We start from the raw sequence: 25,681 nt of genomic DNA, 5'->3' as shown, positions 1-25,681 counted from the left end.
AGTGCGCTCTTGGCCGAATCGCCGTGGTCGATACGCCTGTGGCGGTTGAGGTTCGATCGGGCCGCCGGGCGGGACTGAGTTGTACCGGTAAGCGCTTCACATTCGCTCTCGCCGTCCATGCGGGCGGCGCTGAGGGCCGAGCCCGCCGGATCGGCGCCGGCGGGCACAATCACCATGTAGTGCCGGGTCGGCGTCGGCCAGACCCTTGCCAGTATGTCGAGTGACCCTTATTGTCTGCCGACGGAAAGCGCTTTCTCGCTTCGTTCGGGGGCCTCACCCACGGAGCGATCGTCGCGAGGGCCGTCGCGACGTGTGCACGAGCCGCCAGTGATCAAGCACGGGACGTCCCGCGATGGCCGCGTGTCGTGGAACGAGGGCGCGGCGACCCGGTACTTCACGCCCTGACGGAAACCGGCAGCCGTCACCGGAAGCTCCGCGTCGGACCACGCCGATGCCCACCCGGCAGTCGCCGGGCGGAGGCCCGACGGTCGCGAGCGCGAGGCGGACGCACAGCAGCAGATGCAAGTGCTCGAACCCAACGACGAGTCAGGAGACGAGTATGAGAAGACCAGTGGCACTGCGACTCTTAGCGGCGTCGGCCGCGATGGCCTTCGCGGCCGCGGTCGGTGTGACCCTGTCGGTGCCCGAGGCGTCGGCGGCCACCGCCGGCGCCACCGGATACGCGACCCAGAACGGCGGGACCACCGGCGGGGCCGGCGGCCAGACCGTCCGGGCCACCACGGGAACCGCGATCCACGCGGCCCTGTGCGCACGGGCCGGCAGCAGCACCCCGATCACCATCCAGGTCGAGGGGACCATCAACCACGGCAACACCGCCAAGGTCTCGGGCGACAGTTGCAACACGGCTGCCGGCGTCATCGAGCTGAAGCAGATCAGCAACGTCACGATCGTCGGGGTCGGCAGCGGTGCCGTCTTCGACCAACTCGGCATCCACATCCGCGAGTCCAGCAACATCATCATCCAGAACGTGACCGTCCGGAACGTGAAGAAGTCGGGATCGCCCACGTCCAACGGCGGCGACGCCATCGGCATGGAGAGCGACGTCCGCAACGTCTGGGTCGATCACGCCACCCTGGAGGCGTCGGGCGGGGAGTCGGAGGGATTCGACGGCCTCTTCGACATGAAGGACAACACGCAGTACGTGACGCTGTCGTACAGCATCCTGCGCAACTCCGGCCGGGGCGGCCTCATCGGGTCCAGCGAGAGCGACCTGACGAACGGCTTCGTCACCTTCCACCACAACCTCTACGAGAACATCGACTCCCGTACGCCTCTGCTGCGCGGCGGCACGGCCCACATCTACGACAACCACTACGTGAGCCTCAACGAGTCGGGCATCAACTCCCGTGCGGGCGCCCGCGCCAAGGTGGAGAACAACTACTTCGAGGACTCCAAGGACGTCCTGGGCACCTTCTACACCGACGCCGCGGGCTACTGGCAGGTCAGCGGCAACGTCTTCGACAACGTGACCTGGTCCAGCCGCGGCAGTGAGAACAACCCCGCGGGCCCCGACCCCCAGTCCAACACCACGATCGGCATCCCCTACTCCTACGCGCTCGACGCCGCGAGCTGCGTGCCGGAGATCGTGAGCCGGACGGCCGGTGCCGGTACCGGGCTCCAGGTGTCGAACGGCGACTGCACCGCGCAGACCCCGACCCCGACCCCCACGCCGACCCCCACGCCGACTCCCACCCCGACCGAGGAGCCGACCCAGCCCGCCGGGACCAACCTCAGCATCGGGGCCGGCTCCGACGGCTCCAGCAAGGCCGACGGCACGAGTTACGGCAATGTCCGCGACGGTGACCTGAGCACGTACTGGTCGCCGGCCGGCTCGACGGGCTCCGTCTCGATCAAGTGGGGTTCCTCCACAGCGGTGTCCGGCATCACCATCCGGGAGGCGTCGGGATCCGCGGGCGCCATCACGTCCTGGAGGGTCCTCGACGCCGACACGGGTGCCGTCCTCACCTCCGGCAGCGGCGCGGGCGCCATCACCTTCGCGCAGACCTCGCTCAAGAAGATCACCTTCGAGATCACCGGGTCCACGGGCACCCCCAAGGTCGCCGAGTTCGAGACGTACCGGTAACACCTGTGCGGTCCAGGGCCCTTGGGTCCCGGAACACCGGCAGGCAGGCTCCGTGAGGACGCACCGGTGCCACGGCGCCGGGGACGCCCCGACGTCCGGAGGCGAGCGGTGCCCCACCGCCCGCCTCCGGACGTGTCACGAGATGGCCCGGAGCCGGCCGTGGGAGCGGTGGCGGAGGCCGTCGACGGCCCGGGCCGTCCGTTCGTCCGCGGGAAGGAAGACGACCAACTGCTGCGCGTCGGAGGAGAGGTCGAGCGTCTCGCGGTTCAGCCGCAGCTCGGGCCCGTCCGGGTGGTTGAGCCTGAGCACCCCACGCCGCGGAACGAGGTGACGGTTCAGACGGCGCGTGAACTCGGGTCCGGCGAGCGGGGCGAGCTCCGCGGTGAGCCACTCGGCGTTCTCGACGGAGGGCCCGAGCCACAGGTCGAAGGCCTGCTCGTCCGCGATGTCGCTCCAGTCGGCGAAGAACGACCGGGCGCGCGGATCGGTGAAGACATAGCGGGTGAGGTTGGGCGGGTCGGCGTCGAGCAGTCCGGTGCCGCTCGTCAGCGACTCGTAGCCACTGGTGTGGGCGAGGACGTCGCCCAGCCTGTTGGTCACCACGGCGATGGCCGGTTCGAGGAGACGGAGCGTCTCCAGCACGGACGGCCGCACGTCGCGGCGTGCCGGTGCGGGCCTGGTCCCGGCGGTGCACGCGCCGCCGGTGATCTTCGCCAGGTAGCGCAGGTGGTCGCGCTCCGAGGGGTCGAGCCCGAGCGCGTCGGCGAGCGCGTTCAGGACCGGCACCGAGGGATTGCGGTCGCGGCCCTGTTCCATACGGGTCAGGTACTCGACGCTGATGCCGGCCCGAGCGGCGAGATCCAGGCGCCGCAGCCCGGGTGAACGGCGGCGACCGCGGTCCGGCAGCCCCAGCGACTCCGGCTGGATGCTGTCGCGCTTGGCCCGGATGAAATCCCCCAGTGGCGTACCCATGCTGCGAGCTTAGGACGCTGCCCGCCGTGCGCGGAGTGCTCAGAGTGGCCCTGCGGGGGCCAGCCTGAGCACGGTCTGGCTGCGGCCGGGGCCCGGCGTGATCGTGGTGGTCATGGAGAACAGGCACAAGCTGCTGATCATCGTCGGAAGCGTCCGGGAAGGCCGGTTCGGGCCGGTGGTGGCCTCATGGGTCGCCGAACAGGCCGCGACGCACGGTGGTTTCGACGTGGACGTCATCGATCTGGCCACGATCGACATCCCGTTGGAGCTGCCCGCGGCATCGCCGAAGTACGCAGCGGACGACTACCCCCGTCCGGCCGGGATGGCGGCCCTGACGTCGGCACTCGAAGGCGCCGACGCGTTCATCGTGGTCACGCCGGAGTACAACCACAGCTATCCCGCTTCGTTGAAGGCGGCCATCGACTGGCACTTCACCCAGTGGACGGCCAAGCCTGTCGCGTTCGTCAGCTACGGCGGCGCGGCAGGTGGCCGGCACGCGGTGCTGCACCTGGAGAACGTGCTGACCGAGCTGCACGCCGTGACGGTGCGCGACGGTCTCGCCTTCCCGAACTACTTCACCGCGTGGCGGGACGGCCGTCCCCTCGACCCCGACGCCCCGGCGTACGCCAAGACGCTGCTCGACCAGCTGGCCTGGTGGACCGGCGCGCTCCGGTCGGCACGGGACGCCGCCCCTTACCCGGCATGACGAGGATCGAGCGGTTCCCCCCGACCGGCGAACCGCGCCGTCCCCTCCGCCCGGTGTCGCGCGGACGTGCGCGTCAGTAGCCGTATCCGCCGGAAGTCGACGCGCGGGGGCCGGACATGCTCGGTGCGGCCCCCGCCGCGCCGCTGTGCACCGCATGCCAGGTGAAGTCATGACCGGCGAAACCGTCCTTGAATCCGTCGCCCTTCGCGTCACCGGGCTTCTCGTCCTCGGCAAAGGTGTAGACGGGCTTGTGGTCGTACGTGATCTGGATCTTCCCGTCGTCCGGACGCGTGATCGTCCCGAAGTGCTCGTCGCCGCTGGGCGGTTGTGACACATGAGCGGAGTCGAGCATCACGGGGTGCCAGAACTGCAGGCACGCTCCGGTGCAGGTGACCTTGCCGTCCTCCTCGTCGGCGCTGTACACGGTGCGGCCCGAGGCGTCGGCGAAGACCTCACCGACGGCATCGGTGTCGTGCGTGGACAACACGGACCGTCCCCCGGTCCCGGGAGATTCGTTCGATGCGGCCGACGAGCCACCGTCGGAGCAGGCGGCTGCCGAGAGCATGGTCACCCCGGTCAGTGCGATGGCGGTGAGCAGTCGTGCGGCGTGGCGATCAGTCATGGTCTCTTCCCTCCGCGGGCGGTTCCTCGCACGCTCGCCGTGCACTCGGACTACGCCGCGGGGCCCGCGGGGGTTCACCCGCCTTCGTTGTGAACCTTTCCCGGCACGCGCGCGTAGGGAGGGGAGTGGAGCGTGTATCCGCTCAGCAGGACTGCTGGGGCAGTGAATTCCTGCGCGCACTGTATGCGCGGCAGGGACCACCGCTGTTCCGCCACGTGCTGCGGCTGCTCAACGGGGACCATCAACGCGCGGAGGACATTGTGCAGGAGACGTTCCTGCGCGCCTGGCAGCACCGTGAGGAACTGACCGCGGAGAGCGCCGCGCCGTGGCTGCACACGGTGGCTCACCATCTGGTGGTCTCGGCGTACCGACGCCGTGCGGCGCGCCCGCAGGAGTCCCTTCTCGGTGATGAACTGCCCACGGACGAAGGGCAGGACGACATCGAGCGGGCTCTGGAGAGCTGGCACATGATCGACGCCCTGCGCGCACTGAGCCCCGAGCACCGCGCGGTCCTGGTGCACGTCTACTACCTCAGACGCTCGGTGGCGGAGGCCGCCGAGCACCTGGGTGTGCCGCGGGGAACGGTCAAATCGCGTTGCTACTACGCGCTGCGCGCCTTGCGCGCGGTCCTGGAGGAACGAGGGGTGACGGCGCCATGACCTGCCGGGAGAACATGGACCTGGGCGCGTACGTGCTGGGCGCGCTCTCACCCGGCGAGCGTTCCGCGCTGGAGCGCCATCTCGCCGACTGCGCCGACTGCAAGGAGGAGTTGGTGCTGCTCGCGCCCCTTCCCGGTCTGCTGCGGCACACGTCGCTCGAGGAGATGCACGACGCGGACCGGTCGGGCGTCGGTGGCTCCGCTCCGCCCCCGCCCCGGACCCGGCCAGGGTCCGTGCGCCGGCGTGCCGTCCTGGTCGTGACGGCGCTGGTGGCTGCCGTCGTGTGCGTGCTGGTCGTCGTGCTGCTGCCGGGCAACGCGGCACACTCTGGCAACCCGCCCCACGCCGTCACCCTGTCGAACACCGACCCCGAGACCCACGTGCGGGCCAGCGTCGCCCTCGAGGCGGAGACCTGGGGAACGTCCATGGACGTCACCCTGTCCCATCTGCCGCCCGGACGAATCTGCCGACTGGTCGTCCACTCGAGCCAGGGCGTCACGGAGACCGGCGGTACGTGGTCCACGGACTACGGCGGCAGCAGCGGAAACATCCCGGCCGCGACGTCGATCAGCCCGCAGGACATCGACACGATGGAAGTCGTCACGGACACGAACCAGGTGCTGGTCCGCATCCCGTGACGGTTCACGACTCATGACGTTCTGCTGGAAGGGAGCCGCGTGCGGTGGAAAGCCCTGCGACCGGCCTGACCGGTGGGTGAGGATGACGGTCATGGGATTGTCGACGGCGTTCACGGAACTGTTCGGTGTGCAGCACCCGATCGCCCTGGCTCCGATGGGCGGTTCGGCCGGTGGCGCGCTGGCGGGAGCGGTCTCGCGCGGCGGTGGGCTCGGCCTGCTGGGCAGCGGGAACGGGGACCAGGACTGGCTGGCCCGCGAACTGCCCGTCCTGGCCGAGGAGAGCGCCGGGAAGCCGTGGGGCATCGGCTTCCAGACGTGGGCGATCGACGCCTCGGTGGTGGCGCGGGCACTGGAACACCGGCCGGCGGCCGTGATGTTGTCCTTCGGCGACCCGACTCCGTTCGCCGAGCGCGTCCGTGACGCGGGCACGGCGCTGATCCTCCAGGTCACCGACCTGGAGGAGGCCCGCAGAGCGGTGGATCTGGGCGCCGACGTGATCGTGGCGCAGGGCACCGAGGGCGGCGGGCACGGAGCCCGGCACGGGCGGTCCACGCTGCCGTTCGTGCCCGTGGTGGTGGACCTGGCGGCTCCGGTTCCGGTGCTGGCGGCCGGGGGGATCGCCGACGGGCGTGGCGTGGCGGCGGCACTGGCTCTGGGGGCGTCCGGGGCGCTGCTCGGAACGCGCTTCCAGGCCACGACCGAGTCCCTGGTCGACCCCGCGACGGCCGAAGCGATCGTCGAGGGCCGCGGCGAGGACACCGAGCGCAACAGAGTGCTGGACATCGCGCGCGGCTCGCGGTGGCCGGCGCGCTACACGGCGCGTACCCTTTCCCACCCTTTCCTCGACCGCTGGCGGGGCATGGAGGAGGAACTCGCCGCGGATCCCGGAGCCCGGCAGGCGTACGAGGACGCCGCGGCGCACGGTGAGATCCCGGCGCTGCCGCAGTGGGCGAGCGAGGCCGTCGACCTCATCGAGGACCTGCCGTCCGCGGCCGATCTGGTCGGCACCCTGGCCCGTCAGGCCGAGGACGCGCTGGCCCGCGCCGGCAGGCACTGACCGAGCCGGCAGCGAGCCGGCCCGGACGAGCCGGCCCGGACGAGCCGGGCTCACCGAGGCATCCTCAGGCCCACGACACGAGACTCACCTGATGCAGCATCAGCAAGCCACGCCGACCGGAGAGTTACCTGTCCTGCCCTGTCCGGGGCGGGGATCGGTGCTCCCCGTGGTCCGTCCGCACAGGTGGGGGGCCGTCCGCGCACTGGCGCGGCGGCCCCCCTTCTGTCGCTTCGTGACGTTCCCGACCTGTGCCGAGGAAGCGTCAGCTGACGATGATCACCACGGGTGTCGAGTTGAAGCCGTACCCGCCGAAGCCGGCGAAGCCGCCGAAGCCGCCGTACCCGAACGAGTTGCCGAAGCCGAAGCCGCCGCAGTTCGAGTTGAAGCCCCGGTTGAAGCCGACGCCGAATCCGCACCCGCTGCCTGTCGGGGTGTTGGGCGACAGTGAGACGGCGCCGTTCGTGGTCGCCGCCGAGGCCGGGCTTGCGGCCACTCCCATACCCGCGATCACGCCGCCTGTGAGGAGGGCAGCGGCGAGGGTTCGCATGACCGGTTTCCTGCGCATCATTCGGTCTCCTTTCCCCCGAATACCTGCCCCCCTCCGGTTTCTCCCCTCGCACTAGGTAACACCTGTTCGGCGGAACGTACCACCCGAGCGCCGCACGGCCCCGCAGTTCCGGGCCTGAGCGCCCGCGCGAACAGCGCTTGAGATCCGTGCTCCTGGCCGTACGGCGAGGGCCCGCCGACCGGGCGACGCACTCCCCGCCGGTCGTACCGCGCGGTTCACCGCAGCGAGGCGGCGGGCGGACGCTCACGCAGGGCGCCGTAGCCGATGAAGTACGCCGGTACGCGCTTGAACCATTGCGAGCCGGTGAGGAGGCCGCTCACCCGTTTGGCCCGCCTGGAGTTGCCGAAGGGCGGATCGCCCGCGAGCACGGGCGCGATGACCCGGGCGTGCGCGAGGCGTTGCAGGGCCTGCGTCAGCGCCGTGGTCGGCCACCGGCGCCGCTGGATGCCGCGTACGTCCCGCAGGCCGACGGCTCCCGTGCGCAGCGGCTCGACGAGGTGGCGGGCGGCGGCCACCGCGTCCTCGACCGCGAGGTTGATGCCGATGCCGAAGACCGGCGACATGGCGTGCGCGGCGTCGCCGATGCACAGCAGTCCGGGGCGGTGCCAGCGCCGCAGTCGGTCGAGCCGTACGTCGAGCATCTTCACCTCGTCCCACGACCGCAGTTCGTGCGTCCGGTCCGCGAGCCAGGGCACGGCGTCCGAGAAGTCGGCCATGAACCGTTCGAGACCGGCCGCTCGGCGCTCGGCGTCGGTGCCCTTGGGAATCAGCCCGGCGCACTGCCAGTACTGCCCACGGTCGATGAGCGCGGTCAGCAGGCGGTCGCCGGCGGCGCCCACGAGGCCGTGCGGGTCTCCGTCCCGCCGGGGCAGCCGGAACCACCAGGCGTCCATGGGGCAGCTGTACCTCCGCAGGCCCAGTTCGGGCCGTGACCGGGCCAGTGAGCCCCGGCCGTCGCAGGCGACCGTGAGGGTGGCCCGCAGTTCGCCGGTACGGCCGTCGGAGGTGCGGTAGCGGACCCCGGCGACCCGCCCGCGCTCCATCAGGAAGGACGTCGCCTCGGTGCTCATCCGCACCGAGAAGGACGGCTCTTTGCGGGCCTCGTCGGCGAGGAGGTCGAGCAGGTCCCACTGCGGCACCATCGCCACGTAGTTGTAGGGGCCCGGCAAGGTGCTGATGTCGGAGACGGTGACGAGTGAGCCGTCGGAGCTGAGCGGCAGCTGCACCCTGGTCACCCGGCGCTGCGGCAGCCGGGCGAAGCGCTCGGCAAGGCCGAGGTCGTCCAGCAGCGCCAGGGTCGAGGGATGGACGGTGTCACCGCGGAAGTCGCGCAGGAAGTCTCCGTGCTTCTCCAGCACCGTGACGTCCACGCCCGCACGGGCCAGCAGCAGGCCCAGGACCATTCCCGCGGGGCCGCCGCCCACCACGCAGCATGTCGTCCGCTCCATCGCAGGCCTTCCCTTCGGTGACAACCGCAACCTGAGCCAATGGAACATATACCCCTAAACATGGCCCCTCTGGTGCCACGACGCCTGGACCTCCCTGCCGGCCTCCGGCCTCGGTACGACACGTGCCGGGGCCGGAGGCCGTAGGGGCGGGACCACGTCGCCCTGGGGGCTTTCCCCGTCACCTCATGCGGCCGCGACGCCGTCCGGGTCCTCGGAGCGACGCGCGAGCAGCGTCGTGCCGGCTCCGGCGAGGGCGCACACCGCGCACAGCAGCCAGACGAGGACGTACGCGCCCTCGGCGGGTGTCTCCCGCGCAGCCCCGGGCCGGTGGGCCGACGCGGCCAGGATCGCGGCCATGACACCTCCCGCCACCGAACCGCCGAACGACTTCACGTTGTTGTACAGCGCGGTCGCCACACCACCGCGGTCCCGGTCCGCCGCCTCGACGACCACCGTGGGCATGGCGCTCAGGGCGATGCCCAGCCCGAGCCCCGCCACGACCTTGGTCGCCACGATCTCCCCCAGGGACACGTGCCGTACCGCGAGAACCGCGAAACCGGCCGCGACGAGAGCGAAAGACCAGGCCAGCACACGCCGGTAGCCGATCCGCCGGGCGAGCGGCACGGTGAGCGCCGAGCCCACGACGGCCGCCACGATCCCCGGCAGCAGCACCAGGGAGATGCGCGCGGAGGAGAGCGCGAACCCGTAACCGGCCGAGTCCGGATCGGCGGCCAGGAACGTGGTGTCCGGCGCCTGGGCGGCGAAGAACACCACACCGAAGCAGCAGGCCGCGGCATAGAACGGACCGGTCCGGCGGCCGGTCAGTGCCCGTACGTCGACCAGGGGATCGCGGCTGCGCAGCTCGGCCCGCACCCACCACACGAGCAACAGCACGCCCGACACCGCACCCAGCAGCACCCGTGGGCCGACGCCCCCGTCGTGTTCGAGAGCTGAGACGCCCAGCAGCAACGCCGTGGCGCCGAGGGCGAGCAGGGCGAAACCCGACCAGTCCATGGCACCGGCCCCGCGCGCCTCCGACTCGGGGACCGCCACGAAGGACAACGGCACGCACACCGCGGCGAGCAGCGCCGGTACGAGCAGCGCGGCCCGGACCCCGCCGAGCGCCCCGGCCGCCGCGCCCATCGAGGCCGCGCCGAGCAGGCCGCCCACCGTGAGGGCCCCGACCAGCCGGGCGATCGCGCGACGTGCGTCGGGGACCGACAGGCGGCTGCGCACCAGGGCGATCTCCAGCGGCAGCAGGGCCGCGAGGGGTCCCTGAAGCGCCCGTCCGCCCCACAGCAGCGCGGGTGTGGGCGCCACCGCGACCAGGAGCGACCCGGCCGCCACACACATCAGGGCGACACGCAGCATGCGGCGGTGGCCGTACAGGTCTCCGAGCCTGCCGAACAGCGGTACGCACACGGTCGCGGCGAGCAGCTGCACCGATCCCACCCAGTTCGCCGCGGAGTCGCCGAGACCGTAGGCGTCGGCGAGGTCGGGCAGCAGGGGTGTGATGCCCATCTGCGTGAAGCCGCTCATCATCTCGAACAGGACGAGCAGCCCCACCACCGCTGTGACGGAGGCGTCGCGGCGGACCGGGGCGACGCCCGGCGCGGCGGTTCCGGTCACGGCGTCACCGCCCCGGCCGCGGCCGGCAGGTCCCCGGCTGCCGCCGCCTGCTCCAGGCGTCGGGCGGCGAGGCCGGCGAGGAGCACCGCGGCGGCGGGCAGGACGCCGTCGTCGAACGCGGCGCTGGGAGAGTGGTTCATCGGCGCCGTACCGGGGTCGCGCCCGGCGGGACACGCGCCGATGCCCAGGAACACGCCGGGCACCTCCTGAAGGACGAAGGAGAAGTCCTCCGACCCGGAGATGGGTCGTGGCGCGACCAACACCCGTTCCGGACCGAGGAGTTCTCCGGCCACGGCCGTGGCGAACGACGTCTCCGCGCCGTCGTTGACCGTCACCGGGTAGCCGTCCTGGTAGTCGATCTCGGCCGTGACGCCGTGCGCGTCGGCGATGCCACGGACCGTGCGCGCGACGGCGCCACGCACGAGGGTCCGCGTGGGTTCGGACACGGTGCGCACGGTCGCCCGGAACGTCGCGGTCTCGGGGATCACGTTGCGCGCCTCACCGGCGTGCAGGAATCCGACGGTGAGGACGGCGGGGTCGAAGACGTCGACGGTGCGGGTCACCATGGTCTGCAGCGCGGTGACCATCTCGCAGACGACGGTGATCGGGTCCTGAGCGGTGTGCGGGGAGGAGCCGTGGCCGCCGCGGCCGGTGACGGTCACGTCGAAGCCGTCGGACGCAGCAAGCACGGTGCCCGGCCGGGTGGCGACGACGCCGACGGGCAGGGTGTTGGCGAGGACGTGCAGCCCGTAGGCGGCGACGACCCGTTCACCGGCCGCGTCGAGAACACCCTCGTCGATCATGAGACGGGCGCCGCCGTGCCCCTCCTCTCCCGGCTGGAACATGAAGACCACGTCTCCGGCGAGTTCCTCCCGCCGGGCCGCGAGCAGTCGCGCCGCACCGACCAGGGCGCTGGTGTGCAGATCGTGACCGCAGGCGTGCATGACACCGGTGCGGCGGGAGGCGTAGGGCAGTCCGGTGGTCTCCTGCACCGGCAGCGCGTCCATGTCGGCGCGCAGCAGGACGGCGGGTCCGGGCCGCCCACCGCGCAGGACGGCGGTCACGGAGCTGAGCGCCGTACCGGTGCTGATCTCCAGGGGGAGTCCGCCGAGCGCGGCGAGCACGGTCTGCTGCGTCTGCGGCAGATGCAGGCCGAGTTCGGGGTCGCGGTGCAGGGTGCGGCGCAGGTCCCGCAGGCCGTCGGCGAGGGCGGTGGCATCACTGAGCTGGAACATGGCCGGTATCCTGCGGCCGAGAAGCATTCCTGCCGCCGCGATGCCTGGATCCGCCGATGTTCGACGATCGTATGCCGGAAAACGCCACACTGGACGAGCTGGACTTGCGACTGGTCACGGTGCTGCAGGGCAGTCCACGCGCCGACTGGCAGCAGATCGGGGCGGCCCTCGGCGTGGATCCCTCCACGGCGGCACGCCGGTGGGCCCGGCTGTCGGCGGCGGGCCACGCATGGTTCAGCTGCTATCCGGTCAGCATCGAGGGCATGCCGCTCATCGTCGCGTTCGTCGAGGTGGACTGCGTTCCCGGGCGGCTGTACGAGGTGGCCGCCGAACTCGCCCGGGACCCGCACGTGTTCACCGTCGAGCATGTGACCGGCGGCCGCGACCTGATGCTGACCTGCGTCTTCGGCAGCCTGGCCGAGGTCGCCCGGTACACCGGGATGCGCATCGGCGCGCTGCCCGGCGTCGCCGCCAGCCGTACGCAGATCGCCACCGCACTGCACACCGAGGGCAGCCGCTGGCGCCTGGACAAGCCGGCCGGGGCCGCCCGGCGGAGCACGGTACGCGTCGCGGCCGGACCCGAGCCCGGCCGTTCGGCGGTGCGACGCGAGGACCAGGTACTGGTGCAGGCCCTGGCCGACGACGCGCGGCAAGGCGTGGCCGAACTGTCCCGCCGCACGGGCCTCAGCGCGACCACGGTCCGCCGGCGACTGCGCCGCCTGGAGGCGTCCCGCGCGCTGGTGTTCCGGTGCGAGGTGGCACGTGGCCTGTCCGGATGGCCGGTCAGTGTGAGCCTGTGGTGCGCGGCGCCACCGGGTGAGACGGCACGGATCACGGCCCACGTGTCGGCGATGCGGGAGATCCGCCTGTGCGCCTCGCTCTCCGGGCCGCACAACCTGCTCTTCGCCGCGTGGCTGCGCTCGCTCGACGACATCCACGCCTTCGAGTCCCGCCTGGTGGCAGGATTCCCCGAACTCACGGTCGCCGACCGCGCGGTGACCCTGTGGCCGGTGAAACTCGCCGGACACGTGCTCGACCCCTCGGGCCGCCGCCTGGGCTCCGTACCGCTCGGCCCCTGGGACCAGACCACGGTGGCGACGACGGAGTCCGCGTTGCTCGCGGGGTTGCCTGTTCGGGGCGGGTGACGGGCAGCGCGCGAGGACGCTCCCGCGCCCGCGGCTCGGGTGGCCCATTCGCTGTCGATGCGACCCGACCCGGCCCCTCGGCCGGCTCGTGCAAACGTGTCCCGGACGCCGCGCTCTGCCATGGCTGGGCCAGGAGAGTCCCTGGCTCTGGGACGACCCAGCCCCCGTCAGGATCCCTGGGACGATCCGGCAGGTGTCAGGATCCCTGGGACGATCCGGCAGGCGTCAGGGCGCGATCGGCAGCCGGCGCTTGTGGTCGGTGAGGCGGTAGCGGCGGACGATCGTGTCGAAGTCCCTCTCGTCCACCGGCTTCCCCTCCAGGAAGTCGTCGATGACGTCGTAGGTGACGCCGAGCGCGTCCTCGTCGGCCTTGCCCGGGTCGAGGGTCTCCAGGTCGGCCGTCGGCGTCTTCCACACCAGCTCGGCGGGCGCGCCCAGCGCGTCGGCGACGGCGCGGACCCGGCGCTTGGTCAGGCCGGTCAGCGGGACCAGGTCGGCGGCTCCGTCGCCGAACTTGGTGAAGAAGCCCGACACGGCCTCGGCGGCGTGGTCGGTACCGACGACCAGTCCGTTGTGCGCGCCGGCCACCGCGTACTGGGCGATCATCCGCTGCCGCGCCTTGACGTTGCCGTGCACGAAGTCCTGGTGGTGGGTGTCGCGGAAGCCGACGCCCGCCGCCAGCGCGGCCTCTAGCGCGGCGTCGCTCGCGGGCTTGATGTCCACGGTCAGCACGTGGTCGGCCTGGATGAAGGAGAGCGCGAGCTGGGCGTCGTGCTCGTCGGCCTGGACGCCGTAGGGCAGCCGCATGGCGTAGAACCGGGCCTCGTGCCCCGCGGCCCGCGCCCGCTCCACCGCGAGCTGGCACAGCCGGCCGGTGGTGGTGGAGTCGACGCCTCCGCTGATGCCGAGCACGAGGGAGCGCAGACCGGTGGAGGTGAGCCGCTCGGCGAGGAAGGCCACGCGGCGTTCGATCTCCCGCTCGGCATCGAAGGTCTCGGAGACCTCGAGTTCCCGGGCGATCTCCTGCTGCAGGGCGATGGACGCCGACTCGCTCACGTCTGCTCCTTGATCCGGTGCGCGAAGTTCTGTCGCGCCCACCCTATCCGGGGACCCGCACGGGGATCCGCCCACGTCGGACCGTGTGGAACCGGGCGAAGCCCGACAGTCGCGCGCCCTCGGCGGCATGCCCCGGGTGACGAGGGGGACGGGCAGGGGCGCCGAGCCGTCCTGCGCCCCGCCGGGCGGACGGCGGCCGGGAAAACACGCGCCGGCCGCCGTCCGACAGTCCTGCCCGGAGCGGGGTCAGGCGGCGTGCTCGATCCAGCGGCGCACCGCGATGTTGATGTCGGCGGGCAGGGCACTGAGCCGGTCGATGGCCTCCCTGTCCTCGGGCAGGGGCGGGATTCCGGCGGCCGTAAGGGCCGCGTGCAGGTCCAGACGCCTGCGGTCACGTGGGTCGATGGTGATGTCGAGCCGTTCGGAGGGGTTGGGCGGCGGCAACAAGTGGTCGCCCTGCTCCTCCTCATCGGGCTGTGCGGCCCGGTCCCACCACGAGAAGCCGGGCTCGTCGCAGGCGTAGGGGTCGAAGGAGGACTGCGCCGCACCGGACGCGAAAGCGGGGGTGGTCACGGGAATCTCCCTTGCAGCGGTATCGGTTCTGCATGCCAGGAGGTCCGGCGCCCCGGTGCCGGTTGCGGCATTCGCCACGCTTCATGCGAACGGCGCCTTTGGCGGCTCATCGGCCCGTCACACCACCATCCCGCGTCGGTTCGACTCCGCGTACGACTGCCGTGGACGTCGTGGGCCGCACCACTGGTCGTCATCCCTCGTCCGGTACCTCGTACTGATCATTCACCCACCCGGCCTCGGGGGCGGCGAGTGCCGCCGTCCCGGCCGGCGGCTCCTGTCCTGCTCTCGACCTGTGTCCGCAGGTCAGTGCAGGTCCACCTGGAACGCGTGCCGGTGGTCGGCGGGGCAGGTGAAGACGCGCAAGTCTCCCGATCGGCCGACGACCACCTCCGTCTCGGCGTCGCTGGCCACGGTGAACAGGAGTGTCATGGCCGTGCCGCAGTCATCGCAGGTGAAGACTTGAGGGTACGTAAGGTGCCAGGTGGGCCAGCCGCCGAGTTTCCAGCCGGCGAGGCGGGTGATGACGTCACTGCCGTCGCCGGTCTCGCGGACCAACTCCTGGAGCCGCGGACGGAGTTCTTCCGGCAGTTCCTCGCGGAACGGGAAGTCGGTCACGTGCTCGGCGGCGATGGTGCATGCCTGTGGCAGGTAGCCGTCCTCCTCATGCCGTGAGGGCGGCGGCGGAGTCGTCAACCGGTCGGTCACGTCGGCGGCCCGACGCCAACGCATCTCGACCACAGGGCTCACATCGGCCTGCTGGGCCGGAGGGTCCCAGTGCTCATTGGGACACCACAGGATCTGCAAGAGGTCCATGTCGGCGGGCCACCAGGGCCCCGGTGCGTCGCGACGGAAGATCTGCGCGACCGGCACCATGGCCGTGGCAGGCTCGCCGTCAGGGCTGATCACGTCGGGCAACGAGCATGCGGGCCACGGTTCGTCACTGGGCCACAGCAGCGGTCCGCCGAGAGAACTGACCTCGGAGTCGGGCTCGGCGCGCGTGGGATGGAACAGGACCGCGTCGCGCGCGTGGGGAGCGAGTTCGGGCAGCACGGCGAGTATCGCCTCGGGCGTCGGACGGGGGGCGTGGGTCATCGTGCCTTCCGATCAGCTGGTTCCAGATCGTGCGCAGCGTATAGGCCCGCTGTGACAGTCGGTCCCCCTGGCGGATCAAGCCGTTCCGCGGAGCTCGACCAGCTGCCGGGCCGTGCCGGCGGGATCGACGATCTGGTGCAGATGTGCGCCCGGCAGGTGTGCCACACGCCAGCCGCGTTCCCGCGCGTCGGCGGCGACGTCGTCGTACGGAGGACCGAACAGCAAGTAGGAGCAGGGGTGATCGTCCCAGCCGCCGGGGACCGGGATGCGCTGCTCGTAGTAGGACAGCGGCAGGGTCGGCTGCTCCTCGACGACGGTCTGCCGGACGGTCGGATCGGTGAACATGGGGGCGACGTCCGCCTCGTCCCACCAGTCGGTCCAGCGCGGAAGCCTGCCGTTCACAGCCAATGGACGGAGGAACTCCAGCAGTTCGGGCGGGGCGACGGGCGTGGGACCGGTCAGGGCCGGCAGCGCGGCGTCGACGAAGACCGAGCCGGTCACCGGATGGTCGAGCCCCGAGCGCATCACCGGGAGGAACAGGCCCGCGTTGCTGTGCGCCACCAGCGTGACGGGGCTGTCCACCGGCACCTGGCGCAGATCGTCACGTACGGCCTCCACGACCCGCGGCCAGAACGGCGGGGCTCCGGCGCCCACGTCCAGCAGGGACGGCACACGCACCTGATGTCCTGCCGCCCTCAGCCGGTCGGCCACGGGCTGCCAGGTCGAGGGACCCACGGACGGACTGTGCACGAGAACGAAGATCGGCTGCATGGGACGATGCTCGCGCCCCTGCCACCGGACGCGCGACCCGCTCGGCTGAGAGCAGAGCAGTCGGGCGGCACCCCCTCAAGCCGTGCCGCCCGGTGCCGTCGGTCCGGTGAGGGGCGTCCGCCGGTCCTCACCGCCGAGCAGCAGGCGACCGCTCGCACCGGCCGTCAGCAGCCCGGCGACCATGGCGATCAGGCTCAGGCCGGGCCCCGACGACCAGTTCACGTCGGGCGTACGGACGGCCAGGACCAGCGTCATCGTGGCCGCGGTGCCGGTCAGGGCGAGGAGCGCCGGGCGGGTGCGCTCGACGTCGTCCTCGGCGAGAGCGCCCAGCACCCCCGCGCCGAGCGAGAGGGCCCAGACCCCGAGCGCCTGCGCGTCGAGCCTTCCGGTGCGCCAGGGGACGAAGTCCGACCAGAAGGCGGGGCGGATCAGCAGTCCCGTACCGATGCCCAGCCAGGAGGACCCCAGCACGGCGAGCGCCGGTTTCGACCAGGCCGGGAGCGGAAGCCTGCGTGGTGCGGGCGGGCCGGCCGGCGTGAGGAACTGCCAGGCCAGGGCGATGACCGCCCACACGCACAGCAGACCGAGGACGAGGATCCAGCCGACGCTGAACAGGACCGGGACGATCGGGCCGCCCTCGGCGACGTACAGCCGGCCGGCGTTCAGGAGGGTCACGGCGAACAGCCCGACGAGCACCACGGCGGTGGGCAGTACCAGGGTCCGGGTCTGCTGCCAGGAGCGGGCGCGGCCCACGGAGAACAGGGCCGGCGCGGTCCCCAGCATGCCCGCGCCGATCAGTCCCGGACTCAGCGACCTGGGGGAGGGCCAGGCGCCGAGGACGTGACCGGTGAGCGCGACGGCCGTCAGGAGCCCACCCACCAGGAGGTTGATCACGGCCACGGCGATCGCGAGCATCGCCAGGCCGGCCGTCAGCGGACGTCCCTGCGCGGCACCGGCTTCGGGCGCGGGCACGGGCGGTGTGCTGCCGACGGGTTCGGACGGGTCGGTCGGGTTCGGCATGGCGGTTCGGCCTCCAGAGGGGTCGGCCGGACGACGGCCGGGGCGTGAACTGACAGGGGCGGCGCGGTGTCGGGGCGGGGCCCCGACGGCGCTGGGGACGACGCGACGATCGCCGACGCCCTAGGCGGCCGGCGCCGACACACGGGTCGTGGGCGCGGCGGCCGGGACGGCACGCTTGAGCACCTCGCGGGCGTGGACCACGCGCAGGCTCGTCACGAGGGTCGCGGTGAAGGCGAGCATGCCGCAGCCGATGGCCACGGCGGCGGTCAGCGCCGTCAACCGGTCCAGCCCGAGGCTGCGTTCGAACAGCACCACGGAGCCCACCGAGAGCACCGGCGCCAGGCAGAGCGCCGTCAGGTGGATCCGCCATTCCTCCCGCGCCCAGAGGCGTCCGTCCCGCCCGGCTCGGCGCGCGCCGACGGCCATGACCCCGTAGGCCACCGCGCCGGGCAGCAGGAAGCCGGCCAGCAGGCGCTGCCCGGCAACGCCGAAGTCGAGGAAGGAGCGCACGATCCACACCAGCGCGGCCGCCCCGGCGAGGTGTGCCGCGACGGTCACCGGCAGCGGCGCCCACGACCCGTGCATTCCGGCGACCGTGCGCCGCCGGTCCCGCGCCCGGGAGGCGAGCAGCGCGCCGAACACGACCACCGAGCCCAGGTGCATGATGGCCACGCGGTTGATCTCCGTCATCGGCAGGCCGGGCATCACCCACGGCAGGGCACCCCACTCCAGGCGCAGCAGCGGAGCGGTCAGCAGGAAGCCGTAACAGACCAGCATCCACCGCTGGTGCAGGTCGGGGAAGCCGGCGACGGCCGCGAGGATGCCGAAGGTCACGCTCAGCACCGTGCCCACGAGGATGGTGGCGAGGACGATCCAGAAGGCCGGGCCGCTGAAGGCGTCCTCGGGCGCTGTGCGGGCCAGGTACACCGCGGCGCCGGCCATCGACGCGTACACCGTGACCGCGAAGACGACTCCGAGGACACGGTGCGGCCGACGTCGACGGCGTGCGGCCGTGAGCAGCTGCGCGGGCCCGAGCAGCATGAGCAGACCACCCAGCACCGAGTGGACGATCATCGGTACGAGGCTGTGCCGGTAGGGGGCGATACGGGTGGCCAGCGCGTCGGCGACGTAGCGGGGCGAGACCGTGTGGCCCAGCAGCCATTCGCCGAACGCCGGGGCGCCGGGTCGCGCGTACGGCCACAGCTCGGTCATCGCGATCGGCGCGTAGGCCACGCACAGGACCGACACGGTGACCGCGGCGACACGGCGCCAAGTGGTGGTCGTTGGAGGACGCACGGCGACTCCCTGCTCACGGGCCTCGGTTCCACGGCATCGCGATAGTCTCTTCTGGACTATCGCGGGTTACCGACGGTAGAGGCGGCCGGGGCCGAGGTCAACGGTCCGTCGTACGTTCGTCCCTGTCGCGCACCCAGTGCCAGAAGTCGACCATCATCCGTTCGTAGCGGATGCCGAACTCCAACGCCTCGCGCTGACCCGGCGTCAGCAACTCGCCTACGTCTCCCGCGAGTTCCTCGTACTCGCTCAGCGTCTTCTCGTGCTCGGAGACCTGAGCCGGCGCGAGCACGTCGGGGCGACCGCCGAACCAGAGCTTGAGGATGCCGCGTTCGCGGGCCTCGACCGGCACGAACGCGGGATCGTCAAGCCAGGTCCGCAGGGCCGTACGCCCGTCCTCGGTCAGCGCCAGCACGCGCCGGTTGCGTCCGGCCTCCTGTCGCACCTGCGCCAACAGTCCCGCTTCCAGGAGCCGTTCGCACTGCGCGTAGACCTGCGCGTGCGGCACGGACCAGAACGGGGCGACGGTGCGGGCCGCCTCCCCCTTCACGTCGTAGGCGCTGGCCTCGCCCAGTTTGTCGATGATGCCGAGGACGAGGTACGAGGAGGTGGTCAACCGAGCGTCAGCCATGGGGCGACCGTATCCTCCCCGCGGGGCGCGGGGCGCGGGGCGCGGGGCGCGGGGCGCGGGGCGCGGGGCGTCGGCCGGGGCGAGAGGCCCGATGGCGGCTTCGCCCGGGGCACACCCGGCGCGCGTCGCCGCAGCCGTCCGGGCCGGGGAGGGGCTGTGCGGTGGGGGGAGGGGCTGTGCGAGCGGGGCCCGGGCGGCCCGGCGTTCTTTTCGGGGCGGTCCGTGGCGTCGAGCCGGGGCGGTCCGTGGCGTCGCGTCGAGGTGGTCCGTGGCGGTCGAGCGCCCGGACAGGCGAGGGGGCCCGCCCTGGACGGGCAGACCCCCTCTCCGCGCACGCTCAGGTGTGGTCGCGCTTGATCGCGCGCCCGGTCTCCTGGATCCGCTCGCCGGCCTTGGCCTTGGTCTTCTTGGCCTCGCCGCGCGCCTGGTCCAGCTCACCCTCGGCCTGCATCTCGCGGTCGCCGGTGACCTTGCCGGTCATCTCCTTGGCCTTGCCCTTTATCTTGTCCTGACGGCCCTTACCGGCCATGGCTCCTCCTTCAGAGGTGGTGTGGCTTGCCCGCCCAACGTAAGTGGGGTCCTGCGCGATCGCGCGTTGAAGCGTCACGTTGAGTAGCCAAGACCCCGCGGACCGCCAAGGCCACATCGAGCGGCAGGACGACTCGGCGTTCGAACTCCGCGCACTGGCACCGGCGTTGGAATCCGCAGGCCTTGGACCGCGATGGCCGCGCTCCGGGCCGGCCCTCTTCGCCACCTCCGTACGCTCACCCCTGACGGCGGCGGTACAGGAGCCACGCCGCGACGGCGGCGCCGACGCCGGCGAACAGCAGACCGCGGTTGTCGCGGGCGATCTGCGCGCCCTGGGCCGTCCTGGCCTGCAACGGTTCGGGCGCCTTCTCCTCCCACAGCCGGCCGGCCTGGACCGCCTTCGTGTGCGCCTGCTCGGTGGCCTGGGCGGCCTTGTCCTTGACGGGGTCGGGCAGCTTGTCCTGGACCCGGGACGCGGCCTCGGTCGCTTTGGCCTTCAGGGCACCCGCCTTGGCGGCGGCCTGGTCCTTGACCTCGGCGACCTTGTCCTGGGTGCGGGCCTTGACGTCCGCCTTCGCCGCGAGTGCCTCTACGGTCTCCCCGAGGTCGTGGCGGGTCTGCTCGACCTGTTCGCGCAGCTCCGCCGGGGTTTCGGCCGTCTTCTTGTCGTGGGACTGCTCGGTCATCGGTGCGCACTCTCCTTGATCTCGGCGATGTCCGCCTTCACGTTCTCGATCGACTGCGTCGGCGCCGGCGGTGCGGCCGAAGTGACCTGCCTCTTCCCGGACATCGCCATGACCGCGGCGATCACGCCGAGCACGGCGGTCACCGCGAGGGCGGCGGCCCACACCGGCAGTACGAGCGCCAGTGCGGCGATCACGGTGGCCGCCAGCGCCTGAAGCATCAGGATGCCGACGACACCGGCGCCGCCGAAGAGACCGCCACCCTTGCCGTACCGCTTGCCCTTCTCCTTCATCTCCGCCTGTGTCAGGCGGAGTTCGGTTCGCACGAGTTCCGTCAGCTGCTGTGTGGCGCGCTGCACCAGCTCGCCCACCGGTTCCGAACCGGGCGTCTGCTGCCCCGGTCCGTGGCGCGGCTGCGTACTCGACACGACACTCACCTCCCGTCACGTGACTTCCTTCGGACCCGAGGCGCCGCGGCGCGCCGGGTGTCCGGTGACCCCGCGAGTACCCACAAACACGCCGTCCACCTGTCCCTTCAACTCCGCCAACTCTGCGGGGAGATGAGCACGGTGACGGCAGTGGCGGGCCGGGCCGGCCGGGCCCGTGGGGCGGGACTCCCGGGACCGGGGTGGGCGAGTGTCGTCCGCGAGGTCGGTTCCGCCGGTCATGTCCCGACGGAGCGGCGGGTCATTCCTCCACGGGAGGGTGCGGATGATCCATGCGAGCGAGCCAGGTCCTGAGCAGCGTTTCGAGGGCCTCGCCCTCGTTCGGGGCGAGCTGGTCCAGTAGGCGGCGTTCGTTGCGCATGTGGTCGGTGAACGCCTGGTCGATCAGATGACGTCCGGGTTCGGTGAGGGCGACGATCCGGCCCCGCTGGTCGTCGTCGGAACGGCGGCGCGTGACGAGTCCGGCCCGCTCCAGGCGGTCGATCCGCTTCGTCATGGCGCCGGTGGTGACCATCGTGTGCGCGGCGAGTTCGCCGGGCGCCCGTTCGTAGGGCTCGCCGGCGCGGCGCAGGGCGCACAGGACGTCGAACTCTCCCTCGGTCAGGCCGTAGCGGCCGTACACGAGGCAGAGCTCTTCCGTGAGGCGGTCGGCGAGACGGTGGAGTCGGCCGATCACCCCCTGCGGGGAGATGTCGACGTCGGGCCGCTCGCGGCGCCAGTCGGCTTGGATGCGGTCCACGCGGTCCAGGGGTTGCCGGTCTTCCATGGAGACAGGATAGCTTCCCGGGAAGCTATATTATCTTCCATGGAAGCTAATCTGCGCTGGGTGGCCCTGACCGCGGTCGCCCCGGTGGCGTGGGGGACCAACTACTTCGTCACGCACGAGTTCCTCCCCGCGGACCGCCCGCTGTCGGGGGCCGCCCTGCGGGCGCTGCCCGCCGGTCTCGTCCTGCTGGCCGTGCGCAGGCAACGGCCACGGGGCGCCTGGTGGTGGCGGTCCGCCGTACTGGGTGTCCTCAACGTGAGCGTCTTCTTCGTCCTCGTCTACGCCGCCTCCCAGCTGCTTCCGGCGAGCGTCGCCTCGACCGTCATGGCGGTGTCCCCGCTGACGATGATGCTCATGGCCTGGCCCCTGGTGGCCGAGCGGCCGCGGCCCGCCCATCTGGCCGGAGCCGCCGTCGGGCTCCCCGGGGTGTGCCTGATGCTGCTGACGGGGGCGGGCGGAGTGGGCGTGCCGGGGATCCTCGCCTCGGCCGCGGCCGTGCTGGTGTCGTCCTTCGGCCACATCCTCACCAAGCGGTGGACCGCCGATGCCGACGTACTCGCTTCGACCGCATGGCAGCTCACCGCCGGAGGCCTGTTCCTGATCCCGGTCGCCGCCGCCGTGGAGGGCCCCCCTCGCGAACTGTCCGCGTCGGCGCTCCTCGCGTTCGGCTATGTGGCCCTGGTCGCCACCGCGCTGGCGTTCGTCGCCTGGTTCACCGGGCTGCGGCACCTGCCCTCGGGCACGGTCGGGCTGATCGGACTGCTCAATCCCGTGACGGGCGTGCTGCTCGGCACGGCGGTCGCGGGGGAGACCCTGGCGGTCCAGCAGGTCTGGGGGCTGGTACTGGTCCTGGCCGGGGTCGTGCTGGGCCGGCCCACGCGGGCGGGCCGGCGCGGCACCCGACGTGCGGTCCCCCGCCCCGCGGCCGGCGGATCCTTTGCGGGAGAGCCCGCCGACTGCTCTTCTGGAGGAGACGTCTCCGCACGGTGAAGGTGGTCTTCACCGTGAGCCGGCCGGTCCGGGGACCCGTCCGGCGGATCACTTTTCAGTGAAAGAGTTCGCGGGCCCGGCGGGCCACCTCGTCCGGCGTCAGGTCCTCCAGGCGTGTGAGGAAGACCCAGACGTGGCCGAAGGGGTCCCTCAGGATCGTCGTGCGATCGCCGTGGAACTGGTCGGCCGGCGGTTGTACGAGTTCCGCACCGGCCGCGGCGGCCCGGTGCGCGAGTGTGTCGACGTCGTCGACGAAGACGTGCAGGCCCACGGTGGTACCGCCGACGGCGGTCGGCGCGCGGAAGAGCGGCCCCTCGGCGTCGCCCAGCATGATGGTGGAGCCCTGGATCCTGACCTCGGCATGCACGATGCGCCCGTCCGGGCCGTCGAGGCGGAACAGCTCTTCGGCGCCGAACGCCCGGGTGTAGAAGTCGATCGCGGCGGCGGCGCCGTCGATCATGAGGTGGGAGATCACGGCGTTGCGGTAGGTCTCGGGAACGGCGCTCACGGACATGGGAACTGCCTCCTCCTGGCTGGCTGCTGCCGATGACCCCGAAGGTAGGAGCTGAACCGGAGTTGAGGTCAAGCGTGAGTCGGCGGGCCGCGGGCACGATGGAGGAGGAGATCCGCCGGACAGGCGGAAGCTAGCCCGCCGTCGGTGAGACGGACGGCTTCCGGCCGGCCGTGGTGACGGCCTTGAGCTCGTCCAGTGATTCCCGCATCAACTGCGCCAGATCGCCTTCCTTGGCCGCCGAGATCCAGCACTCGAAGGCGATCTTGAAGACGGCCATCCCCGCTTCGGCCGTCAGGCTCGCGGCCGGCTCCGTGACACCGCGGCCTCGCAGGGTGTCGGCGAGGGTGGCCGACATCGAAGCGAGCTTGATCAGCTCACGCTCCTGGAGTTCGGCGTTCGCCGTGATCACGGCGTGCCGCTTCCTCGCCTGCTCGTGCCGGTCCACGAACGCCTGCGAGGCGGCGTCAAGTCCCAGCGCCAGCGCGTCGATCGGTGCCGCGGACTCCGGAGCCTGGGCGACCGCCCGCACCAAAAGCTCCTGCAGCTCGCCGGATCCGGCGAAGAGCACCTCCCGCTTGTCGGCGTAGTGCCGGAAGAAGGTCCGCTCGGTGAGTCCGGCCCGTTTGGCGATCTCCGCCACGGTCGTCTGCTCGTATCCGCGCTCGCTGTAGAGCTCCAACGCCGCTTCCGCGAGGCGTCCACGCGCGTTCGGCTCCCATCTACCCATGGGCAGATCCTACGTGATGACAGTCCCTGACATCAGATGTTAGGGTCGATGACAGTCACTGACATCACTCGTCTGGAGTTCTTCCCATGCGCTTCTTCGTGACCGGCGCGTCCGGCTGGATCGGATCGGCCGTCGTGCCCGAACTCATCGATGCGGGCCACCAGGTCGTCGGGCTCGCCCGCTCCGACGCCTCCGCCGAGGCACTCACCGAGGCAGGGGCGGAGGTGGTCCGCGGCACGGTCGACGATCTCGACGTGCTGCGGGACGCTGCCGTCGCGTCGGACGGGGTGATCCATCTCGCCTTCAAGCACGACATCGCGTTCACCGGCGACTTCCAAGGGGCGGCCCAGGCCGATCGACGCGCCGTCGACGCCTTCGGTGAGGCGCTCGCCGGCACCGGCCGGCCCTTCGTCCTCGCCTCCGGCGTGGCCGGACTGGCACCCGGACGTGTGGCGACGGAGCGTTCGACGCCCGTGATCGACGGATCGCCGGTGTCGATGCGGCAGGCCACGGCGCAGAAGGTGCTCGACCTCGCCTCGCGTGGCGTGCGCTCGTCCGTGGTGCGGCTGTCGCCCACCTGCCACGGCGAGGGGGACCAGGGCTTCATGGCGACCTTGGTCGACATCGCCCGGGCCAAGGGCGTGTCCGGTTACATCGGTGACGGCGCCAACCGCTGGCCCGCCGTCCACCGCCTCGACGCGGCACGCCTGTTCCGCCTGGCCGCCGAGCAGGCCCCCGCGGGAACGGTGCTGCACGGCGTCGCCGAGGAGGGTGTCGCGATCCGCGACGTCGCCGAAGTGATCGGCCGTCACCTCGACGTGCCGATGGTCTCCGTGGCCCCGGACCGGGCGGCCGAGCACTTCACCTGGCTGGGCGCGTTCCTCGGCCTCGACTCTCCGGCGTCGAACACCCTGACCCGTGAGCAGCTCGGCTGGGAGCCGACCCGGCCCGGCCTCCTGGAGGACCTCGGCAAGGGCCACTACTTCCACATCGCCGACACCGTCGCCTGACCGTTCGCGCGGCGCGAGGGGACCCGGCGAGGCGCGCCACCTTGCGCTACGCGCTCCCGAGCGGGTGCGACTCCTAGCCTCGGTCCGTGGAGAGGCTCGCCTGCCACCCGGGTTGCAGGCGGTCCATGAGGAGGCGGAAGGTCGCGTCGGAGCGGTCCCAGTCGCCGTCCGCCAAGGGCGCCATGAGAAGGCCGAGAGTCGCGTCGACCACGAGGGCGGCCTCCGTCCTGGCTCGGCTCTCGGTCATGCCCATGTCGCGGAAGATCGAGACGAACAGGTCCGTCCACTCGGTGACCAGGTCACGCATGAAAGGCCCGTACCGCTCGGGGTGGATCAGACTGGCGGCCATGATCTCCAGGTAGAGGGGGAGCGCGCCGCGCAGGCCGGGGGTGTTGAACCGACGCCAGAGTTCTTCCAGGAGGCGGCGCAGCGAGGCCGGGTCCTTGGGTGAGGCATCGGTGCCGAACAGCGCCCGGGAGCGCAGGAGCGGTCGCTGCTTGTCGAGGGCGATCGCCTCGCTGACCATGCGTTCCTTGCTGCCGAAGTAGTACAGGAGCATGCGGTCGCTGGTCCCCAGGGCCTGGGCCAGCGGGCGCAGGGACAGATCGGCCAGGCCGTTGCGGATCAGGTACGCGCGGACCTGGTCCAGCAGGGCGCTCCGTTTGGCCGGGTCGGGCGGGCGCGGCATGAAAGCTCCCGGTGTGATCGCGCGGCGGCGAGAGCGCGTTCGCGCAGGTCAGGCGGTGACCTCAGCGCGATGCCGCGACCTGACCGTTAAGTCCGTTTCGTGTGGCTATT

The 25,681-nt window shown here is 71.8% G+C and carries 28 protein-coding genes; 8 read left to right on the top strand and 20 right to left on the bottom strand.

The window, feature by feature from the left end; all coding sequences use genetic code 11:
- The first annotated feature begins 559 nt into the window (after positions 1-559).
- Positions 560-2,104, top strand: a complete 1,545-nt coding sequence (locus ACSYGO_RS02655) for a pectate lyase family protein (RefSeq protein ID WP_460385652.1) — start codon at positions 560-562, stop codon at positions 2,102-2,104.
- A 135-nt stretch (positions 2,105-2,239) separates the two neighbouring features.
- On the opposite strand, the gene ACSYGO_RS02650 is transcribed toward ACSYGO_RS02655, so the two are convergent.
- Positions 2,240-3,076 carry a helix-turn-helix domain-containing protein gene (locus tag ACSYGO_RS02650; protein WP_460385651.1) on the bottom strand — a complete coding sequence of 279 codons (837 nt, stop codon included), beginning with the start codon at positions 3,074-3,076 and terminating at the stop codon, positions 2,240-2,242.
- 112 nt (positions 3,077-3,188) lie between these two features.
- On the opposite strand from ACSYGO_RS02650, the gene ACSYGO_RS02645 reads away from it, so the two are divergent.
- Positions 3,189-3,782, top strand: coding sequence for an NADPH-dependent FMN reductase (locus tag ACSYGO_RS02645; protein WP_460385650.1), 594 nt, complete (start codon positions 3,189-3,191; stop codon positions 3,780-3,782).
- 73 nt (positions 3,783-3,855) lie between these two features.
- On the opposite strand, the gene ACSYGO_RS02640 is transcribed toward ACSYGO_RS02645, so the two are convergent.
- Positions 3,856-4,404: a COG4315 family predicted lipoprotein gene (locus tag ACSYGO_RS02640; RefSeq protein ID WP_426680787.1), complete on the bottom strand. Its 549-nt coding sequence runs from the start codon at positions 4,402-4,404 to the stop codon at positions 3,856-3,858.
- Between the two features lie 125 nt (positions 4,405-4,529).
- On the opposite strand from ACSYGO_RS02640, the gene ACSYGO_RS02635 reads away from it, so the two are divergent.
- The 3 genes from ACSYGO_RS02635 to ACSYGO_RS02625 all read left to right on the top strand — a co-directional run bounded on the left by ACSYGO_RS02635 (position 4,530) and on the right by ACSYGO_RS02625 (position 6,758).
- A complete protein-coding gene (locus ACSYGO_RS02635; RefSeq protein ID WP_426680786.1) occupies positions 4,530-5,063 on the top strand; it encodes a sigma-70 family RNA polymerase sigma factor in 534 nt (177 codons plus the stop codon).
- Positions 5,060-5,701: an anti-sigma factor family protein gene (locus tag ACSYGO_RS02630; protein WP_435228346.1), complete on the top strand. Its 642-nt coding sequence runs from the start codon at positions 5,060-5,062 to the stop codon at positions 5,699-5,701. Before ACSYGO_RS02635 ends, ACSYGO_RS02630 begins: the two co-directional genes overlap by 4 nt.
- Before the next feature lie 91 nt (positions 5,702-5,792).
- On the top strand, positions 5,793-6,758 hold the full coding sequence (locus ACSYGO_RS02625; RefSeq protein ID WP_460385649.1) for an NAD(P)H-dependent flavin oxidoreductase: 966 nt from the start codon (positions 5,793-5,795) through the stop codon (positions 6,756-6,758).
- 262 nt (positions 6,759-7,020) lie between these two features.
- Here the strand turns inward: ACSYGO_RS02625 and ACSYGO_RS02620 are convergent, their stop codons facing one another.
- The 4 genes from ACSYGO_RS02620 to ACSYGO_RS02605 all read right to left on the bottom strand — a co-directional run bounded on the left by ACSYGO_RS02620 (position 7,021) and on the right by ACSYGO_RS02605 (position 11,638).
- Complete coding sequence (locus ACSYGO_RS02620; protein WP_426680783.1) at positions 7,021-7,305, bottom strand: hypothetical protein; 285 nt, start codon at positions 7,303-7,305, stop codon at positions 7,021-7,023.
- Positions 7,306-7,541: 236 nt separating this feature from the next.
- Entirely contained in the window at positions 7,542-8,774 is a 1,233-nt protein-coding gene (locus tag ACSYGO_RS02615; protein ID WP_460385647.1) for an FAD-dependent oxidoreductase, read from the bottom strand.
- Positions 8,775-8,957: 183 nt separating this feature from the next.
- Positions 8,958-10,403: an MFS transporter gene (locus tag ACSYGO_RS02610; RefSeq protein ID WP_435228341.1), complete on the bottom strand. Its 1,446-nt coding sequence runs from the start codon at positions 10,401-10,403 to the stop codon at positions 8,958-8,960.
- Positions 10,400-11,638: a M20 metallopeptidase family protein gene (locus ACSYGO_RS02605; RefSeq protein WP_460385646.1), complete on the bottom strand. Its 1,239-nt coding sequence runs from the start codon at positions 11,636-11,638 to the stop codon at positions 10,400-10,402. The genes ACSYGO_RS02610 and ACSYGO_RS02605 overlap by 4 nt, the downstream gene beginning before the upstream one ends.
- A 56-nt stretch (positions 11,639-11,694) precedes the next feature.
- Here ACSYGO_RS02605 and ACSYGO_RS02600 point away from each other — a divergent pair, with 56 nt between their 5' ends.
- Complete coding sequence (locus tag ACSYGO_RS02600) at positions 11,695-12,783, top strand: Lrp/AsnC family transcriptional regulator (protein ID WP_432176649.1); 1,089 nt, start codon at positions 11,695-11,697, stop codon at positions 12,781-12,783.
- Positions 12,784-13,008: 225 nt separating this feature from the next.
- Here the strand turns inward: ACSYGO_RS02600 and nadE are convergent, their stop codons facing one another.
- The 11 genes from nadE to ACSYGO_RS02545 all read right to left on the bottom strand — a co-directional run bounded on the left by nadE (position 13,009) and on the right by ACSYGO_RS02545 (position 21,642).
- A complete protein-coding gene (nadE, locus tag ACSYGO_RS02595) occupies positions 13,009-13,839 on the bottom strand; it encodes an ammonia-dependent NAD(+) synthetase (protein ID WP_460385645.1) in 831 nt (276 codons plus the stop codon).
- Positions 13,840-14,085: 246 nt separating this feature from the next.
- Positions 14,086-14,412 (bottom strand): hypothetical protein, encoded by a 327-nt coding sequence (locus tag ACSYGO_RS02590; protein WP_426680777.1) that lies wholly within the window; start codon positions 14,410-14,412, stop codon positions 14,086-14,088.
- A gap of 303 nt (positions 14,413-14,715) precedes the next feature.
- Positions 14,716-15,504, bottom strand: a complete 789-nt coding sequence (locus ACSYGO_RS02585) for a hypothetical protein (protein WP_460385644.1) — start codon at positions 15,502-15,504, stop codon at positions 14,716-14,718.
- Positions 15,505-15,579: 75 nt separating this feature from the next.
- Positions 15,580-16,275: a lipase family protein gene (locus ACSYGO_RS02580; RefSeq protein WP_432189903.1), complete on the bottom strand. Its 696-nt coding sequence runs from the start codon at positions 16,273-16,275 to the stop codon at positions 15,580-15,582.
- Between the two features lie 75 nt (positions 16,276-16,350).
- Entirely contained in the window at positions 16,351-17,295 is a 945-nt protein-coding gene (locus tag ACSYGO_RS02575; protein ID WP_460385643.1) for a hypothetical protein, read from the bottom strand.
- 120 nt (positions 17,296-17,415) lie between these two features.
- On the bottom strand, positions 17,416-18,591 hold the full coding sequence (locus ACSYGO_RS02570) for a DUF2306 domain-containing protein (protein WP_460385641.1): 1,176 nt from the start codon (positions 18,589-18,591) through the stop codon (positions 17,416-17,418).
- A 97-nt stretch (positions 18,592-18,688) separates the two neighbouring features.
- Positions 18,689-19,219: a PadR family transcriptional regulator gene (locus ACSYGO_RS02565; protein ID WP_432176655.1), complete on the bottom strand. Its 531-nt coding sequence runs from the start codon at positions 19,217-19,219 to the stop codon at positions 18,689-18,691.
- Between the two features lie 337 nt (positions 19,220-19,556).
- The gene (locus tag ACSYGO_RS02560) at positions 19,557-19,748 is read right to left on the bottom strand and encodes a CsbD family protein (RefSeq protein ID WP_426680771.1); all 192 of its coding nucleotides are present in this window, start codon (positions 19,746-19,748) and stop codon (positions 19,557-19,559) included.
- A gap of 235 nt (positions 19,749-19,983) precedes the next feature.
- On the bottom strand, positions 19,984-20,433 hold the full coding sequence (locus tag ACSYGO_RS02555) for a DUF3618 domain-containing protein (protein ID WP_460385640.1): 450 nt from the start codon (positions 20,431-20,433) through the stop codon (positions 19,984-19,986).
- Positions 20,430-20,858: a phage holin family protein gene (locus tag ACSYGO_RS02550; RefSeq protein WP_426680769.1), complete on the bottom strand. Its 429-nt coding sequence runs from the start codon at positions 20,856-20,858 to the stop codon at positions 20,430-20,432. Before ACSYGO_RS02550 ends, ACSYGO_RS02555 begins: the two co-directional genes overlap by 4 nt.
- 259 nt (positions 20,859-21,117) lie before the next feature.
- Positions 21,118-21,642 carry a MarR family winged helix-turn-helix transcriptional regulator gene (locus tag ACSYGO_RS02545; RefSeq protein ID WP_432189899.1) on the bottom strand — a complete coding sequence of 175 codons (525 nt, stop codon included), beginning with the start codon at positions 21,640-21,642 and terminating at the stop codon, positions 21,118-21,120.
- Between the two features lie 39 nt (positions 21,643-21,681).
- Between ACSYGO_RS02545 and ACSYGO_RS02540 the strand changes: the two genes are divergently transcribed.
- A complete protein-coding gene (locus ACSYGO_RS02540) occupies positions 21,682-22,632 on the top strand; it encodes a DMT family transporter (protein WP_460385638.1) in 951 nt (316 codons plus the stop codon).
- Positions 22,633-22,687: 55 nt separating this feature from the next.
- Here ACSYGO_RS02540 and ACSYGO_RS02535 read toward each other — a convergent pair whose 3' ends face one another.
- Both ACSYGO_RS02535 and ACSYGO_RS02530 read right to left on the bottom strand, forming a co-directional pair.
- The gene (locus tag ACSYGO_RS02535; RefSeq protein WP_460385637.1) at positions 22,688-23,146 is read right to left on the bottom strand and encodes a VOC family protein; all 459 of its coding nucleotides are present in this window, start codon (positions 23,144-23,146) and stop codon (positions 22,688-22,690) included.
- 130 nt (positions 23,147-23,276) lie between these two features.
- Complete coding sequence (locus ACSYGO_RS02530) at positions 23,277-23,873, bottom strand: TetR/AcrR family transcriptional regulator (RefSeq protein ID WP_426680765.1); 597 nt, start codon at positions 23,871-23,873, stop codon at positions 23,277-23,279.
- Between the two features lie 86 nt (positions 23,874-23,959).
- Here ACSYGO_RS02530 and ACSYGO_RS02525 point away from each other — a divergent pair, with 86 nt between their 5' ends.
- On the top strand, positions 23,960-24,883 hold the full coding sequence (locus ACSYGO_RS02525) for an SDR family oxidoreductase (protein WP_426680764.1): 924 nt from the start codon (positions 23,960-23,962) through the stop codon (positions 24,881-24,883).
- 73 nt (positions 24,884-24,956) lie between these two features.
- Here the strand turns inward: ACSYGO_RS02525 and ACSYGO_RS02520 are convergent, their stop codons facing one another.
- Positions 24,957-25,571 (bottom strand): TetR/AcrR family transcriptional regulator, encoded by a 615-nt coding sequence (locus tag ACSYGO_RS02520; RefSeq protein ID WP_426680763.1) that lies wholly within the window; start codon positions 25,569-25,571, stop codon positions 24,957-24,959.
- Positions 25,572-25,681: the final 110 nt, after the last annotated feature.

It is taken from the genome of Streptomyces krungchingensis (assembly GCF_054729265.1).
Note: the sequence above shows the minus strand (reverse complement) of the source record. Positions and strands in the feature narration are given on the sequence as shown.

Coding starts and splice junctions, on each gene's coding strand:
- ACSYGO_RS02620 (WP_426680783.1), bottom strand. CDS start 7,305: ATGCGAACCCTCGCCGCTGCCCTCCTCACAGGCGGCGTGATCGCGGGT.
- ACSYGO_RS02545 (WP_432189899.1), bottom strand. CDS start 21,642: ATGGAAGACCGGCAACCCCTGGACCGCGTGGACCGCATCCAAGCCGAC.
- ACSYGO_RS02530 (WP_426680765.1), bottom strand. CDS start 23,873: ATGGGTAGATGGGAGCCGAACGCGCGTGGACGCCTCGCGGAAGCGGCG.
- ACSYGO_RS02650 (WP_460385651.1), bottom strand. CDS start 3,076: ATGGGTACGCCACTGGGGGATTTCATCCGGGCCAAGCGCGACAGCATC.
- ACSYGO_RS02535 (WP_460385637.1), bottom strand. CDS start 23,146: ATGTCCGTGAGCGCCGTTCCCGAGACCTACCGCAACGCCGTGATCTCC.
- ACSYGO_RS02630 (WP_435228346.1), top strand. CDS start 5,060: ATGACCTGCCGGGAGAACATGGACCTGGGCGCGTACGTGCTGGGCGCG.
- ACSYGO_RS02605 (WP_460385646.1), bottom strand. CDS start 11,638: ATGTTCCAGCTCAGTGATGCCACCGCCCTCGCCGACGGCCTGCGGGAC.
- ACSYGO_RS02600 (WP_432176649.1), top strand. CDS start 11,695: ATGTTCGACGATCGTATGCCGGAAAACGCCACACTGGACGAGCTGGAC.
- ACSYGO_RS02640 (WP_426680787.1), bottom strand. CDS start 4,404: ATGACTGATCGCCACGCCGCACGACTGCTCACCGCCATCGCACTGACC.
- ACSYGO_RS02615 (WP_460385647.1), bottom strand. CDS start 8,774: ATGGAGCGGACGACATGCTGCGTGGTGGGCGGCGGCCCCGCGGGAATG.
- ACSYGO_RS02540 (WP_460385638.1), top strand. CDS start 21,682: ATGGAAGCTAATCTGCGCTGGGTGGCCCTGACCGCGGTCGCCCCGGTG.
- ACSYGO_RS02575 (WP_460385643.1), bottom strand. CDS start 17,295: ATGCCGAACCCGACCGACCCGTCCGAACCCGTCGGCAGCACACCGCCC.
- ACSYGO_RS02555 (WP_460385640.1), bottom strand. CDS start 20,433: ATGACCGAGCAGTCCCACGACAAGAAGACGGCCGAAACCCCGGCGGAG.
- ACSYGO_RS02565 (WP_432176655.1), bottom strand. CDS start 19,219: ATGGCTGACGCTCGGTTGACCACCTCCTCGTACCTCGTCCTCGGCATC.
- ACSYGO_RS02655 (WP_460385652.1), top strand. CDS start 560: ATGAGAAGACCAGTGGCACTGCGACTCTTAGCGGCGTCGGCCGCGATG.
- ACSYGO_RS02585 (WP_460385644.1), bottom strand. CDS start 15,504: ATGACCCACGCCCCCCGTCCGACGCCCGAGGCGATACTCGCCGTGCTG.
- ACSYGO_RS02520 (WP_426680763.1), bottom strand. CDS start 25,571: ATGCCGCGCCCGCCCGACCCGGCCAAACGGAGCGCCCTGCTGGACCAG.
- ACSYGO_RS02580 (WP_432189903.1), bottom strand. CDS start 16,275: ATGCAGCCGATCTTCGTTCTCGTGCACAGTCCGTCCGTGGGTCCCTCG.
- ACSYGO_RS02560 (WP_426680771.1), bottom strand. CDS start 19,748: ATGGCCGGTAAGGGCCGTCAGGACAAGATAAAGGGCAAGGCCAAGGAG.
- ACSYGO_RS02525 (WP_426680764.1), top strand. CDS start 23,960: ATGCGCTTCTTCGTGACCGGCGCGTCCGGCTGGATCGGATCGGCCGTC.
- ACSYGO_RS02625 (WP_460385649.1), top strand. CDS start 5,793: ATGGGATTGTCGACGGCGTTCACGGAACTGTTCGGTGTGCAGCACCCG.
- ACSYGO_RS02645 (WP_460385650.1), top strand. CDS start 3,189: ATGGAGAACAGGCACAAGCTGCTGATCATCGTCGGAAGCGTCCGGGAA.